This window comes from Streptomyces barringtoniae (assembly GCF_020819595.1).
GTDB classification, from domain to species: domain Bacteria; phylum Actinomycetota; class Actinomycetes; order Streptomycetales; family Streptomycetaceae; genus Streptomyces; species Streptomyces barringtoniae.
This window is the reverse complement of sequence record NZ_JAJHNP010000003.1, coordinates 303915-317447: the sequence shown is the minus strand read 5'-3', so window position 1 is coordinate 317447 and position 13533 is coordinate 303915. Positions and strand designations below refer to the sequence as shown.

The 13533-nt window shown below is 71.8% G+C and carries 13 protein-coding genes; 5 read left to right on the top strand and 8 right to left on the bottom strand.

Annotation, left to right across the window (positions count from 1 at the left end):
• Window positions 1-71 precede the first annotated feature (71 nt).
• Complete coding sequence (locus tag LMU33_RS06310) at window positions 72-1103, bottom strand: trypsin-like serine peptidase (protein ID WP_228618087.1); 1032 nt, start codon at window positions 1101-1103, stop codon at window positions 72-74.
• Between the two features lie 368 nt (window positions 1104-1471).
• Between LMU33_RS06310 and LMU33_RS06305 the strand changes: the two genes are divergently transcribed.
• Window positions 1472-1795, top strand: a complete 324-nt coding sequence (locus LMU33_RS06305; protein ID WP_228618086.1) for a hypothetical protein — start codon at window positions 1472-1474, stop codon at window positions 1793-1795.
• A 67-nt stretch (window positions 1796-1862) separates the two neighbouring features.
• Here LMU33_RS06305 and LMU33_RS06300 read toward each other — a convergent pair whose 3' ends face one another.
• The 3 genes from LMU33_RS06300 to LMU33_RS06290 all read right to left on the bottom strand — a co-directional run bounded on the left by LMU33_RS06300 (window position 1863) and on the right by LMU33_RS06290 (window position 4789).
• Window positions 1863-3158, bottom strand: coding sequence for an alpha/beta hydrolase family protein (locus LMU33_RS06300; protein WP_228618084.1), 1296 nt, complete (start codon window positions 3156-3158; stop codon window positions 1863-1865).
• Window positions 3159-3275: 117 nt separating this feature from the next.
• On the bottom strand, window positions 3276-4025 hold the full coding sequence (locus LMU33_RS06295) for a tetratricopeptide repeat protein (protein WP_308280756.1): 750 nt from the start codon (window positions 4023-4025) through the stop codon (window positions 3276-3278).
• A gap of 155 nt (window positions 4026-4180) precedes the next feature.
• Window positions 4181-4789 (bottom strand): TetR/AcrR family transcriptional regulator, encoded by a 609-nt coding sequence (locus LMU33_RS06290; protein ID WP_228618080.1) that lies wholly within the window; start codon window positions 4787-4789, stop codon window positions 4181-4183.
• A 243-nt stretch (window positions 4790-5032) separates the two neighbouring features.
• On the opposite strand from LMU33_RS06290, the gene LMU33_RS06285 reads away from it, so the two are divergent.
• Window positions 5033-6052, top strand: a complete 1020-nt coding sequence (locus LMU33_RS06285) for an aldo/keto reductase (RefSeq protein ID WP_228618078.1) — start codon at window positions 5033-5035, stop codon at window positions 6050-6052.
• Window positions 6053-6118: 66 nt separating this feature from the next.
• Entirely contained in the window at window positions 6119-6997 is an 879-nt protein-coding gene (locus tag LMU33_RS06280; protein ID WP_228618077.1) for an LLM class flavin-dependent oxidoreductase, read from the top strand.
• A 141-nt stretch (window positions 6998-7138) separates the two neighbouring features.
• Here the strand turns inward: LMU33_RS06280 and LMU33_RS06275 are convergent, their stop codons facing one another.
• Window positions 7139-9112, bottom strand: coding sequence for an elongation factor G (locus LMU33_RS06275; RefSeq protein WP_228618075.1), 1974 nt, complete (start codon window positions 9110-9112; stop codon window positions 7139-7141).
• A 269-nt stretch (window positions 9113-9381) separates the two neighbouring features.
• Here LMU33_RS06275 and LMU33_RS06270 point away from each other — a divergent pair, with 269 nt between their 5' ends.
• Window positions 9382-9864, top strand: a complete 483-nt coding sequence (locus LMU33_RS06270) for a carboxymuconolactone decarboxylase family protein (protein ID WP_228618073.1) — start codon at window positions 9382-9384, stop codon at window positions 9862-9864.
• Here LMU33_RS06270 and LMU33_RS06265 read toward each other — a convergent pair.
• Complete coding sequence (locus tag LMU33_RS06265; protein ID WP_228618071.1) at window positions 9830-10789, bottom strand: LysR family transcriptional regulator; 960 nt, start codon at window positions 10787-10789, stop codon at window positions 9830-9832. The genes LMU33_RS06270 and LMU33_RS06265 overlap by 35 nt on opposite strands.
• A gap of 72 nt (window positions 10790-10861) precedes the next feature.
• Between LMU33_RS06265 and LMU33_RS06260 the strand changes: the two genes are divergently transcribed.
• On the top strand, window positions 10862-11251 hold the full coding sequence (locus tag LMU33_RS06260) for a RidA family protein (protein WP_228618069.1): 390 nt from the start codon (window positions 10862-10864) through the stop codon (window positions 11249-11251).
• A gap of 45 nt (window positions 11252-11296) precedes the next feature.
• Here LMU33_RS06260 and LMU33_RS06255 read toward each other — a convergent pair whose 3' ends face one another.
• Both LMU33_RS06255 and LMU33_RS06250 read right to left on the bottom strand, forming a co-directional pair.
• Window positions 11297-11788, bottom strand: a complete 492-nt coding sequence (locus LMU33_RS06255; protein WP_228618067.1) for a universal stress protein — start codon at window positions 11786-11788, stop codon at window positions 11297-11299.
• Window positions 11789-11905: 117 nt separating this feature from the next.
• Window positions 11906-13174, bottom strand: a complete 1269-nt coding sequence (locus LMU33_RS06250; protein ID WP_228618065.1) for a polysaccharide deacetylase family protein — start codon at window positions 13172-13174, stop codon at window positions 11906-11908.
• Window positions 13175-13533 lie beyond the last annotated feature (359 nt).

Below are 13533 nucleotides of genomic sequence, written 5' to 3'. Positions count from 1 at the left end.
TGGCACTCAACGTGCACGCACCGGTTTCTGACCCGGTTGCGCCTGCCGATGACCGCCCCCGCCCCCCCCGGTCAACCGGCGGTGAGGCCTGGCCCGGCCGGTGGGGCGCCGGTGACCGCCGCACGGTAGAGCGCCTCGGTGGCCGTACCGAAGTAGGCGCTGTAGGAGATCTGAGGGGTGTTGCCGCCGGTGTGGTAGCCGCCGATCACTCCGACGACCGCCCATCCACCGGGCCAGGGCACGAGCATGGGTCCGCCGCTCGTCCCGCCCACGAAGGCGTCGCAGGCGATGCGCGGGAACGTGCCCGGGTCGGCCGGGTCGTCGCTGTCCCACCGGGTGGTCCAGCTCCAGCACTCCAGCGGCTTCTCCGCCCCCGCCGGGTAGCCGATCATCCGTACCGGGGCGTGGTAGTAGCCGGTCCCGGTGAGCAGCCGCACTCCGCCGACCGCGTCCTCCAGACGTGTGCCGTCCTGGTTGGGTTCGGTGGTCGCGAAGGCGAAGTCGTATGCGGCGCCCGCGTGTTCGCCCAGGTCGTAGTACTGCTGCGGGACGTAGACGCCGTTGACGCGCACGGGGAAGATCCCGAACGGCTTGAGGCTGTCGTGGTACTGCGGCACGAAGGCCAGGTGCCGCTCGGGCGAGGTGCCCGCGTAGCCCTTCAGGCAGTGGCCGGCGCTCAGGACCAGGTCGTGGCCGGGACTGCGCACGACGGAGCCGCTGCACGTCCGGCCGGTACCGGTGGCGTCCGTCCAGAAGAACGTGCCGGCCTGGGGGATGCCGTCGAAGCTCCTGCTGGGCGGGATGTACTCGCCCGGCCGGGGACCGTCCACGGCCGGGGACGCCCCGGTCTCCGCCGTACCGGCCCCGTTGCCCTTGAAGGGGGCGACGGGCAGCGCTGCTTCCATGCGGGCCGGCGTCCAGTAGGCGTCGAGCTGGACGGCGAGCGGGTCCGCGCCGCTCGTGGCACTGTCGGCGGACACTGTGGTGTTGTCGGCGGATGCCGTGATCGTCTCGGCAGATGCCGTGGTGGTGAGGCCGGTACAGAGCAGAAGGGCTGCCGCGCAGACGGCGGCATGTCGCACGATCCTGGTCCCGGGCTCCATCGGTTCCCCTCTGTGCGGACGCAAGTGACGGCCCACCATAATCCCGCGGCCACGGGCAGCACAGCGTCCGCGGCCGCATCGGGCGCACCGGAGGCAGGACAGCAGGACAACTCCCACCGGCAAGCGCCTCCACGTCAGCCGGTCAGGTCGATCGGGCGCAGTGGGGGTACGGCCGGCACCCCGTGAGCGTGCGCGAGGTCGGCCGCACTCAGCCGGAAGCCCTCGGGAAAGTGGCGCACGCCGCGTTCTCGGCACGAACCCGGGGGACGAATGGGGCGCGACTTGCGGGGTAGACGCCCCTTCCGGCAAGGGACGGACGATCCTGGGCCTGCCCCTGCCGGCATCGGCCCTACCGGAAGGAGAAGGCCATGAAGAAGCTGATACGGAACGCGGGTGCGGCCGGCGCTGCCACCGCGATGGCCGCGGGCGCGCTCCTCGCGGGTGGCAGTCCCGCGGCGGCCGCCGCCACGGCGGCGGCTCCCGGGGCGACCGGACACACGGCCGTCGGCGCCACGGTGGTGCCCGTCGGCCACGCCGGGCACCACCGGCGCGGTCTGCAGTGCATGGATCCGTGGGTCGCCGGCCAGCTGGCGAGGTTCGACCCCGCCGCGCGGCACCGCCTGGCGGTGTTCGACCCGTGGGTCAAGGACCAGCTGGCGCGTTACGCCGCTCCCTCCTGTCAGTGCCCGTAATGCTTCCCCCCTGTCAGTCCTGTGATCCTCCCGCTCCCTCTTCCCGGCCTTCTCGGCGGCGCCGAGGTCACTTCACGAACACCATGTCCGGGTACTTCGGAGACGGTCCCTCCAGCAGGTGGCCGCTGCCTCCGCGCAGCCAGTGATCGAAGTACGCGGAGACGTAGGCCTCGTTGGTGCGTATCGCGGTGGCCGGGTCGATGGTGCCGATGTCGTCTTCCCGCTCGCACGGCCGCAGATGCAGCTGCGGCACGAGCGCCTCCGCATCGGTGAACGAGCCATGCGCGGAGCCGCGCAGGGTGAGCTGACGGTTCCACCCCGGGGTGTGGGCGCGGAACGACTGCCAGCCGGGGCCGGTGTCCGTGTCGCCGTCCTTGCCCAGGAGCAGGAAGGGCCGGTCGAGGCCGTGCCGGGCGACGGGCATCAGCGAACCGTCGATGTAGGTCAGGTTGCCGTCCATGTCGATGCCCGCGGTGATCCGGTGGTCGGCGTCCATGGCCAGCGCCGCGGCGGTACCGCCCATCGAATGGCCGAACATGCCCACCCCGGCCGGATCCAGCGCCCCGGCCAGGCCCTGAGGCAGCGGCTGTCCCTCCGCGTCGGGATTCCGGCCGCTGTTCATCGCCTGGAGCTGGTCCAGGACGAAGCGGGTGTCCGCGACCCGGACGGCCAGTGCTTTGCGTATGTACGCGTCGATCGCGTGGGGAGTCGAGGGCGGTGGCGGCATGGTGGCCAGCGAACCGTCCGGGAACTGGACCTCGGGCGACTCATAGGTGTTGTCGATGGTGACGACGGCATAGCCGTGGCCGGCGACATCGGCCGCCAACGTCGTGTCCCAGGTGCGTGGTTCGCCCAGCCCCGGGGAACAGAGGACCACCGGAAGCCGCCCACTGCGCCCGGTGGCCACGGGGGCGCCTCGGGTCACGTGGGTCACGGTGCGGGCCCAGTCCGCCCGGCCGGGCGGGATGTGGAGCCCGAGGTAGTCGTTCGCGGTGACGTCGTCGAAGTGGGCGGCCGCCGCAGGCACCATGTACGGGGCCGCCGGACGGCCGGCCGTGTGTGTCGCGGGGTAGTACACGCTGACCATCAGCTCCCGCAGGCCCTGCCCGGAGTGCCAGGGGTCGGGCCGTGACCGGTCCACCAGATGCAGGTCCACCTCCCCGACCCGGAACCGGCCGCTCGGGGCGGGAAGGGAGAGGGGGCGGGCGGGCGACGGGCTCGGCGCGACGGGCGCCGGGACGGCGCGGGTGGCCGCGGCGGCGGGCAGCGCCGCGGTCAGCGTCAAGAGCGCGGCGGCGGCGCAGGCGGCACGTGCTCGTCGTCGGGTGCCCCTGCGCGGGGTGGTCGGGAGATGATTCGGCATGGATCAAGCCTGACGACACGTCGGCACCCGCACATCAGGGGCAAGCCCCCATCTTGACCCTCAGGGTTGTCCGTAGGGGCTGGTCGACCGCCGCCCTCGACGGTCGTCGCACGCCTCTCACGTGCCGTCGATACGGTCGAGCAGCGCCCGGGCCTCGATGGTGCGGTGATGGTCCGGGCCGAACGCGGCCCGGCAGGCGCCGTGGGCGGCCATGGCCCGGGTACGGGCCTCGGCGGTGCGGCCAAGTCCCAACAGGGCGTTGGCGAAGGCCAGTTCGACAGCTCCGGTCTCCGTGCGGGAGAGGTTGTCCGGTGTTTTCCGGCGCAGCGCCTCGGCGCGTTCGGCCTCGGCAAGAGCCTCTTCGTGGCGGCCCTGACCGTTGAGAGCGCGGGTCAGGCCCAGTCGCAGGACCAGGGTCAGCCGGTTCGGTGCGGGATGGGCGGCGAGCGTCTCGCGGGCGAGCGCCTCCGCCTCTTCGTGGCGGCCCTGCTTGTTGAGGGCGAAGATCAGTCCGTTGCGGGCGGCCCCCGCTGTGAGTGGCATCAGCGACCCCGCACCACGGTCGGCGATCCGGGCGACGGCCGCGCATTCCGCCTCGCATTCGGCATACCGGTCGAGTCTGACCAGTGTCTGCGCGCGGTCCGAGCGGAGTTTGAGCGTCTGCGGATGCTCGGCGCCGAACGTCCTGCCGAACACCGGCAGCAGTTCGTCGTAGGCGGCAAGTGCCTCGGCATGGCGGCCCTGGGCACACGTCGCGAGCGCGGCGACGCTCAGGGCCAGCGGCGCGTAGGAATCGAGACGCAGCACCGACCGGGCCTCCGCCACGGCGCGGGCCTCGGCCTCCGCCTCGGCGTAACGCCCGTCCATGTACAGGCTCATGGCCTGGGCCAACGGCGATGTCGCGGTCTTTTCCGCATCGTTTCGGCCACGCGACCGGAAGAACTTCATGGCGGGAGCATACGGATGCCGTACACGCAGCCGTGAGGGTGGCGTGCCTCAGGCCATGCGGAGGCCCGCCACCCTCACCCGCCGGGCCGGTCGGCGGGTGAGGTGCGCAGGCCTTGGACCAGGAGCTCCACCAGCCGGCGTGCGTCGTACCGGGGATCGCTCTCAGCGCCGATGCAGAGGTTGCCGACACCCCGCATGAGCTCGTAGGCCTGCAGGTCGGAGCGGATCTCGCCGGCGGCGGCCGCGGCATCGAGCAGTTCGGTGCAGACGGGGACGAGCCGGTCGAGGAAGTAGGCGTGCAGCGTGTCGAAGCCCGCGCTGTCGGACTTCAGCACGGCGGCGAGGCCGTGCTTGGTCACCAGGAAATCGACGAAGAGGCCGATCCACTGCCCGAGTGCGGCGTGGGCGGTGGGAGTTGTCTTCAGCAGCGCGGGGCCCGCCTCGGCCAGGCTCTCCACCTGGTGCCGGTAGACGGCGATGATGAGATCCGCACGCGTCGGGAAGTGGCGGTAGATCGTTCCCACCCCGACCCCGGCCCGGGCGGCGATGTCGCGTACCGGCGCCTCCACACCCGAAGTGACGAAGACCGCCGCGGCCGCCTCGAGCAGCGTCTCCTTGTTGCGCCGGGCGTCGCTCCGCCTGGACCGGGCCGCGCGCCCCGTCTCCTCGCCGCTGTCGTTCACAGCGCCGCTCCCTTCACAGCCGTGGCTTGCTAAACGGAACCGTGTTCCGTATCGTCATTACCGGAACGATGTTCCGCTTACTCATGGTGTCAGAGCGTCGGCCGACCGCCAAGGCGGGCCCGCCAGGGCCGGCCGTGCCATCGCCGCGACGTTCCCGCTGCCGCTCCCGCAACCGGACTCCGACACACCCCTTCTCGTCATCGGTTTCCACGACGCTTCCCCCTCGCAGCAAGGAGACAGGTCATGCAGTACCGCACCTTGGGCCGCACCGGCGTGCAGGTCAGCTCCCTCGCGCTCGGCGCGATGAACTTCGGCAGGATCGGACGCACCACCCAGGACGAGGCCACGGCCATCGTCGACGCCGCTCTCGAGGGCGGGATCAACCTCATCGACACCGCCGACATGTACGGCGACGGCGAGTCGGAGGAGATGGTCGGCAAGGCCGTCGAGGGCCGCCGTGACGACATCGTGCTGGCGACGAAGGCCGCCATGCCCATGGGCGACGAGCGCAACCACCGGGGTGGTTCGCGCCGCTGGCTGGTCACCGCGCTGGACAACAGCCTGCGCCGCCTCGGTGTGGACCACGTCGACCTCTACCAGATCCACCGGTGGGACCCGAACACCAGCGACGAGGAGACGCTGTCGGCGCTGACCGACCTGCAACGCGCTGGAAAGATCCGCTACTTCGGCTCCTCGACCTTCCCGGCGTACCGCATCGTCCAGGCGCAGTGGGCCGCCCGCGAACACCACCTGAGCCGTTACGTCACCGAACAGCCCAGCTACTCCGTCCTGCAGCGCGGGATCGAGAGCCATGTGCTGCCCGTGACCGAGGAGTACGGGCTCGGTGTGCTGGTGTGGAGCCCGCTGGCCTCGGGCTGGCTGTCGGGCGCGGTCCGCGCGGGCCGGGACATCACCACCAACCGCTCGGCGTTCATGCCGCAACGTTTCGACATCGGCGTCCCCGCCAACAGGTCCAGGCTCGAAGCCGTCGAGCGGCTGGCCGGGGTCGCCGACGAGGCCGGTCTCACGCTGATCCAGCTCGCGCTCGGTTTCGTGACCGCGCATCCGGCGGTGACCAGCGCGCTCATCGGCCCTCGCACACCGGACCACCTGGACGCCCAACTCGCCGCCGCCGACATCGTGTTGTCCGCCGACGTACTCGATGCCATCGACGAGATCGTGACCCCCGGGCTCGACCTGGCCCCGGAGGAGAAGCACGACACCCCGCCCGCGCTGCTCGAGCCGGCACTGCGGCGCCGGTGACCGCCGTATGCGCCGCGGCAATGCCCCGGACCTCCGACTGCCGCTTGCCGAAAGGACCAACAGCTCATGACGCACACATCCCGGCCTCGCTTCGGCATCATGACCGCCCCCTCGCAGGTCGACTACCACGACGTCCTGCGGGTCTGGCGCGAGGCGGACGCGATCGCGGAGATCGAGCACGCCTGGTTGTTCGACCACCTCATGCCGATCTTCGGCGATCCCGACGGCCCGGTTTACGAGGGCTGGACACTGCTCTCGGCCCTCGCCGCCCACACCAGGCGCCTGCGCATCGGCGTGCTCGTGACCAGTAACCGGTTCCGGCCGCCCGCGATGCTCGCCAAGATCGCGACGACCGTCGACATCGTCTCCGGCGGACGGCTCGACCTCGGCATCGGCGTCGGTTCACGTCCCGGCCATGCCCTGGCCCGGCGCGAATACGAGGCACACGGCCTGCCCTTCCACGACTCCGCGCACGCCGTGGCGAGCCTCGCCGAAGCCTGCACGGTGATCCGGCGGTTGTGGACGGAGAGCGAGCCCTTCGACTTCCACGGCACCCACCACCGGCTCACCGGAGCCTTCGGCAACCCCAAACCCGTCCAGCGCCCCCACCCGCCGATCCTCATCGGCGGCCGCTCGTCCGCCACGCTGCGCGTGGTCGCCGAGCACGCCGACCTGTGGAACATCCCCGGCGGTGGTGACATCGGCGACATCATCGGCCGCAGCGCGCTGCTGGACCGCTACTGCACCGAGATCGGCCGTGACCCGGCCGCGGTCATCCGCTCGATCCACCTGCCCGTGTCGTACGACCGGCCCGCCAGCACCCGGGACGCGATCGGCGAGGCTGTCGACGCCGGTTTCCGGCACATCGTGCTCGGACTGCCGTCGCCGTACCCCGCCGAGGCCGCCCGGTGGGTCGCCGACGAGCTCATCAGCCCGTCGGCGTGAGCCGAGCCGGCCCGGCCCCTCCCGGCTCCGCCGGCTTTGACCACCGGCAAGGCGGGGTCGCAGCACAGAGGTGGTGTGCCGGCCGCAGGCGAGCCGCACGGGTTCACGCCTCCACGAGCGCCTGCGGCAGGCCCCGGCCACTCACACCCTCCGATGCGCGTGCAGCAGGTATTCCTCGCGGTGCAGTGGGTTGTGGTCGGTGCGTCTGCGGGTTCGCGGAGCCGTGGCCGGGCGGTGGTGGTCGAAGGCCGTCTCCAGGACGCCCTCGCCGCCGGTGAGTTCGGGCAGCTCGGCTTCCAGGCCGTGCACCTGGTCCGCGGGGACGTGGCCCTCGACGACGTACGCGTCCCCGAGCGCCACGGGCGGGTCCGCGAGGGCGCGGCGGCGCCCCAGCGCCGGCGACACGGCCGCGTAGGCGTCCTGCGGGAACTCCAGGCGGAAGCGGTGCATCGGTTCGTGTACGACGGTCCCGGCCCGGTGCAGCGCCGTCATGAGGACCAGCGGGGTCAGGCCCCGGAACGCGCCGGCGGTGCTGCGGATGCTGCAGAAGCCCGAGTGGGTCATCGTCACCACACAGTCGGGCACCTGCCAGCCGTACAGCCCCTGCCGCAGCGTGGTGTGGACCGTCTCCTCGACGGCGCGCATGTAGCCCAGCGGGAGCGAGCCGAGCTCGACTTCGCGGCGGAAGACGACCCCGCCGCCGACGGGGCCCGGCTCCACGCGCAGACCCACGGTGGCCAGGAAGGGGTTGCCGTCGTGGTCGAGGATCTCGTACGCCGCTCCCGTCCCGGTGACGCGCTCCACGCAGATCGGGGTGGTCTCCCTGAACGCGACCGCGAGCCCGTACTCCTCCGCCAGAGTGGTGGCGAGGACCTCCTTCTGCACCTCGCCGTACAGAGAGACGGACAGATCCTGGCCCTCCGGATCCTGGCGCAGCCCGATCAGCGGGTCCTGCTCGGCGAGTTGGGTCAGGGCCAGGTGCAGCGCGCCCTTGTCGGCACGGTCGGCGGGCACCACGACCGTCTCCAGCGAAGGCGGCGCGAAGACGTGCTGGTACGGGCGGTCGTCCGGCTCCCGCCCGATCTCGTCCCCGATTCGTACGTCGGCGAGACCGCGCAGCATCGCGATCTGACCGGCTCGTACCGACCTCCGGTGCTCCACCGCACCCCGGTCGAAGACGGCCAGGTCCGTGACCCTGCCCTCGCGCCCCGCGACCGGCACGCGCTCGCGGACTCCGAGTTCGCCGGAGAACAGCCGGACGTAGGAGATCTTCTCGCCGCTCGCGCCGCGTTCCACCTTGAACACCCGCCCCGACAGCGGACCTTCGGCATCGCCCCGCCCCGCGGGCAGGAATTCCCTCACGCCCTCGATGAGTTCGGCGATTCCCGTGCCGGTGATCGCCGAGCCGACGTAGACCGGATGGATCTGCCCGGCGCGGGTCTGCGCGGCGAGCGCGGCACGCAGCCGCTCGTACGTGACGGAGCGCGCGTCGGTGACGTACGCGCCGAGCAGTGTGTCGTCGCGGAGGCTGAGTGCGTCCAGGAGGCGCTGCGTGAAGGTGGTGTCCTCGGGAGCGAAGGGTACGGCCCGTGCCTCGGCCGTGCCGACGCCGCCGACGATCCGCCCCATGGGGATCACGGGTACGGCGAGCCTGCGCTCGATCTCGCGCAGAACGCGGCCGTCGTCGGCGCCGCGCCGGTCGGCCTTGTTGATGAACAGCAGCGTGGGGATCCCGAGCCGTTTCAGTGTCCGCATCAGCACGCGGGACTGCGGCTGCACGCCCTCCACGGCGGAGACGACGAGCACCGCGCCGTCCAGGACGCCGAGGACGCGTTCGACCTCGGCGATGAAGTCCGGGTGTCCAGGGGTGTCGACCAGATTCACCGAGACGGCCGAAGTGCCGCTGCCCAGCGGGAAGTTGGCGACCGCGGTCTTGATGGTGATGCCACGGCGGCGTTCCAGCTCCAGCGTGTCGGTCCGCGTACTGCCCGCGTCGACGCTGCCGATCTCGTCGATGACCCCGGCCGCGTACAGCAGCCGCTCGGTCAGGCTCGTCTTACCGGCGTCGACATGTGCCAGGATCCCCAGGTTCAGGGTGCGAGAGGTGGTGCGCACAGAGTGTCATGTCCTTCAGGTCGATGGCGATTCCTTTCGTGTGGGACATGAACTGTCGGCGCATCGGTCGGCTCCTTGGTCACAGAGGGCTGCTTCCGCAAGCCTGGCACATCGGACATCGGGCGGCGAGGGAATTTCGGCCCGGCCGCTCGCCGCGGGCGCGGTGACGCCTGAGACGCTGTTCGTGACGAGGCCGGCGAGCGCCAGGTCGTGATAGTTTTGGATTCAACAATCAGGGTGGTCGGCCACCGCAGCCGGAGGAGTCCAGGTTGAGCAGTCCCGTCACGGCCGGCGCCACGCGGCGGATCTTCATCGACAAGCAGAGCCCCAAGGCGTACCACGCGCTGGTGCAGACGTCGGAGGCGGTCCGGGCGACCGCCGCCGAGGCCGGCCTGGACCGCACCCTGGTGGAGCTGGTCAACCTCCGTGTGTCGCAGATCAACGGCTGCGCCTACTGCCTGCACGTGCACACCCGCGCCGCGCTGCGGGCCGGTGACACCCCGGAGCGCCTGGGCGTGCTCGCCGCCTGGCGCGAGACCGAGCTGTTCACGCCGGCCGAACGGGCCGCCCTGGCGCTTGCCGAGGCGACCACCGCCGCCGCGGACGCCGCAGCGCAGGACGCCGCCTACGCGGCGGCGCGGGACGTGCTCACCGACGACCAGACGGCGGCCGTGATCTGGGTGGCCGTCACCATCAACGCCTTCAACCGGGTCTCGATCATGAGCAGGCATCCGGTGCGGCCGGAGGGGTGACGGCACGCGGCCGCGTTCGGGGCGCGGACCGCGGGTTCCGGTCGATCGTCTCCAGCAGGGGCGCGATCAGGGGATTGCGGTCGCTCGTGCGCCATGCGACGGCGACCCGCGTACGAGCCGTGCCGGGGGCGATCCGACGGAAGGCCACGCCCCTGAGCCGGATGCGCCGGATGCTCGCCGGCGCCACTGACACCCCCAGCCCCGTCTCCACCAGGGCGCACACCGTCTGCCACTCCACCGCGTGCTGCGAGATCCGCGGCGTGAACCCCGCCTCCTCGCACAGGCCGGTGATCCGGTCGTACAACTGCGGGCCGACGGCGCGCGGCAGCAGGACGAACCGCTCGTCCGCCAACTGCGCGGGCCGCACCGTCCGTTGGGCGGCCAGTGGGTGGGCTGCCGGCAGCACGGCCACGAACGGTTCGCTGAACACGGTCCGGAAACCCAGCTCGGACACATCGGCCGGGGGTTCCCGCAGCAGGCCGATGTCGATCGTCCTGTCGCGCAGGGCGTCGAGCTGCGGCGCCGTGGTCATCTCGCGGATGTCGAGATGTGCGTCGGGGAACCGCCGGCGGAAGTCGCGGAGCAGGCCCGGCAGGACGGTCAGGGCCAGTGAGGCGGCGAAGCCGATCCGCAGCCGCCCGGACCGGCCGCTGCCCACGGCCCGCGCCGCGGCCAGCCCGTCGGCCAGCCCGGCCAGGGCCTGCCGGGCGGCCGGCAGCAGCGCACCGCCGGCCGGGGTGAGCCGGACGCGTCCCGGTTCACGGTCGAAGAGCGCGTACCCGACCCTCTCCTCCAGCCGGCGGATCTGCTGGCTCAACGGGGGCTGGGCGATGCCCAGGCGGGCGGCGGCACGGCCGAAGTGCAGTTCCTCGGTGAGTACGACGAAGGCGTGCAGCTGGGGGAGCGGGAGTTCCGGGCGGTCCATATCCCCAGAGATATCAGCTCATCCAGAAGTCCGTATTAGACGTATCGGCGCAGCTCACCTAGCGTTCCGCGCATGACAGAGCGACGCGCCATCCTCGGCGGCTCGACCTTCGAGGAGCAGATCGGTTACGCCCGTGCCGTGGTCGACGGCGACTGGGTGCATGTGTCCGGGACCACCGGGTTCGACTACACCACCATGACGATCTCGGACGACGTCGTGGAGCAGGCCGAGCAGTGCCTGCGCAACATCGGGGCCGCGCTCACCGAGGCGAAGTGCACCTTCGCCGACGTGGTGCGGGTGCGCTATCTGCTGCCCGACCGCGCGGACTTCGAACCCTGCTGGCCGGTGCTGCGCCGCTGCTTCGGCGCCGTCCGCCCGGCCGCCACCATGCTGGAGTGCGGCCTCGCCGATCCTCGTATGAAGATCGAGATCGAGGTGGACGCCCGCCGCCACGCCGGTTGATCCCACCCGCGTCACGGCGGGCCCACGGCACGGGCCCGTCCGGGCTCACGTCACCAGGCCCGTCGCCCTGCCCCGACGCTTCCCTTGTCCGGCGCGGGGCAGGATCCTCGCCTCGCGCGGCAGCAGCCGGGGGCCGGCCACGACCAGGACCTCGCACCGGGCCCGGGCCGGGATGTGCCGGTGCACCGGCCTGCGGTGCAGCCGGGCCGCCGGGCCCCGCGGTCTGGCCATGCCGGACCAGCAGTTCGTCCGGGGACGATGCGACCAGAGCACCGGCCCCGCGGGGTCCCTGACGATCCGCCGTACGATCCGCGGGCCGGCCGGGGGCCCGCCGGCCGCCGGTTCGAAGGCCCGGTCCAGCCGCCGACCTGCCTCGGCGTCCGACAGCCGGGCCCACGAGGGCTCGGGCCGGCGTCGGTAGAGAGAGTCGCCCTCGGGCGGTTCCCAGGCTCGCACGGCCATCAGCGTGCGGCCGGTTCTGCGGGCCTCCTGCAAGCCGCGTCGCAACGCGGCCAGCCCGGCGAGCGAGTCGCTCACCCCGGCGACCACCTCTCGGCCGGACGGGCCGCCCGTGGTTCCGCCCCGACGAAGTCCAGTCGGCGGTAAGTGGCCTTGACCGGGTGGTGGTGGACAGGTGCTTGACGGGACGGCCGTTCAGCGCTGCTCCGTCCGCTGCCCGTCGCTGCCCGCCCCGCCTCCTGCGCGCTTCTCGGGGCGCAGGAACGCGCTCCACCCGCCCTCCGGCTTCTCACCGACCTCGAGGCTGCGCAGCTTCGCGAGGATCTCCGGGTCCTGGGCGTCGAGCCAGTCGACGAGCTGCCGGAAGGAGACCAGACGCACGTCCTCCCGGCCGGCGATCTGCCGGAGCGCCTCCTCGGCCGCGTCCATGTAGATGCCGCCGTTCCAGTGCTCGAAGTGGTTGCCGATGAACAGCGGCGCCCGGTTGGTCTCGTACGCCCGCTGGAATCCGGCCAGGTACGACTGTGTCGCCTGGGCCCGCCAGTAGGGGTAGTTGTAGGAAGGCGCCCGCGTCGTGGTCTTGGACTGGTTCGCCAGCATGTTGTAGTCCATGGACAGCACCTCGAACGTGTGCCCGGGAAAGGGGATGCTCTGCAGCGGCAGGTCCCAGACGCCGCCCCGCCTCCGCGGCCAGCGTTGCAGCCCGCCCGGTGAGGAGGCGTCGTAACGCCAGCCGAGTTCACGGGCCACCGGAAGCAGGCTCTCCTGCCCGAGCAGACAGGGGGTGCGGCCGCCCACGAGCTCCTTGTCGTAGTCGAAGGGGAGTGACGGTTCGTCGTGCCAACCGGTGTGCGTCCGCCACGACTTGACGAAGGACCTCGCCTGCTCGATCTCCGCACCCCACTGCGCCGGCGTCCAGTTGGCCACCGATCCGGGGCCGGTGCAGAAGTGACCGTTGAAGTGGGTGCCGATCTCGTGGCCGTCCAGCCAGGCCTGCCGGACGTACTTCAGCGTGTCCTTGAGGTGTGCGTCGGTGAGGTAGCCGATGTCCGAGGCGCCGAGCGGGTTGTTCGGCGGGTCGTAGAGCCGTTTCTTGTCCTCCGGCAGGAGATAGAGGCCGGACAGGAAGAAGGTCATGTGCGCGCCCTGGGCGCGGGCGAGCTCCAGGAAGCGGGGGAACAGGCCGGTGCCCAGCTCGCCGGCGCCGTCCCAGGAGAACACCACGAACTGCGGCGGTGTCCGGCCGGGTTCGAGGGCCGCGGGCGAGGCGGGCTGGTGCGGCTGGCGGCCGGTGTACGACGTCGACCCGTCCCCGATCGGCCGGTACACCCCCTCCTCGTCCGGGCTCCCGGGGGAGCCGTCCCGTCCGCCCCCGCCACCGCATGCGGCGAACGACACGCCGGCCACACCGATGCCGGCGCCGAGACCGAGGCGTGCCACGGTCCGGCGGCTGATCCCGCTCATGGCCACCATCCCAATCCGCGCCCTGGCGCGACGCGTTGCGCGCACACCTTCAGCCGAAAATCCCGTCACCCTGCACCATAGGGGAGATAAATATACAAACTGGTTAATCGGATGCGGTGTGGCGCGCAATGCGGCCGCCCGGCCTCGCGCACGTCACCCGTCCGGTGGCTCTACGGCGCCCGGGCCGGACCGTTGCGTGGGACTCGGCCGGGCAGGCGTCCTGGCCCCGGCGTTCGACGGGCTCGCGGGTCGCGGGCCCGGCCGTGACCCTGCGTGATCTTCAACTCGGCGGTGGTGTCCGGCGATTCGGCGCGACGGAGCCTCGGGCGCGTGCCCGGCAGACAGTGATCGGTGATCAG

Bases quoted from the DNA above. Each gene is read 5' to 3' on its own strand.
- LMU33_RS06295 (WP_308280756.1), bottom strand. From the start codon at position 4,025: ATGGACGGGCGTTACGCCGAGGCGGAGGCCGAGGCCCGCGCCGTGGCG.
- LMU33_RS06305 (WP_228618086.1), top strand. From the start codon at position 1,472: ATGAAGAAGCTGATACGGAACGCGGGTGCGGCCGGCGCTGCCACCGCG.
- LMU33_RS06265 (WP_228618071.1), bottom strand. From the start codon at position 10,789: ATGGACCGCCCGGAACTCCCGCTCCCCCAGCTGCACGCCTTCGTCGTA.
- LMU33_RS06285 (WP_228618078.1), top strand. From the start codon at position 5,033: ATGCAGTACCGCACCTTGGGCCGCACCGGCGTGCAGGTCAGCTCCCTC.
- LMU33_RS06250 (WP_228618065.1), bottom strand. From the start codon at position 13,174: ATGAGCGGGATCAGCCGCCGGACCGTGGCACGCCTCGGTCTCGGCGCC.
- LMU33_RS06300 (WP_228618084.1), bottom strand. From the start codon at position 3,158: ATGCCGAATCATCTCCCGACCACCCCGCGCAGGGGCACCCGACGACGA.
- LMU33_RS06260 (WP_228618069.1), top strand. From the start codon at position 10,862: ATGACAGAGCGACGCGCCATCCTCGGCGGCTCGACCTTCGAGGAGCAG.
- LMU33_RS06280 (WP_228618077.1), top strand. From the start codon at position 6,119: ATGACGCACACATCCCGGCCTCGCTTCGGCATCATGACCGCCCCCTCG.
- LMU33_RS06310 (WP_228618087.1), bottom strand. From the start codon at position 1,103: ATGGAGCCCGGGACCAGGATCGTGCGACATGCCGCCGTCTGCGCGGCA.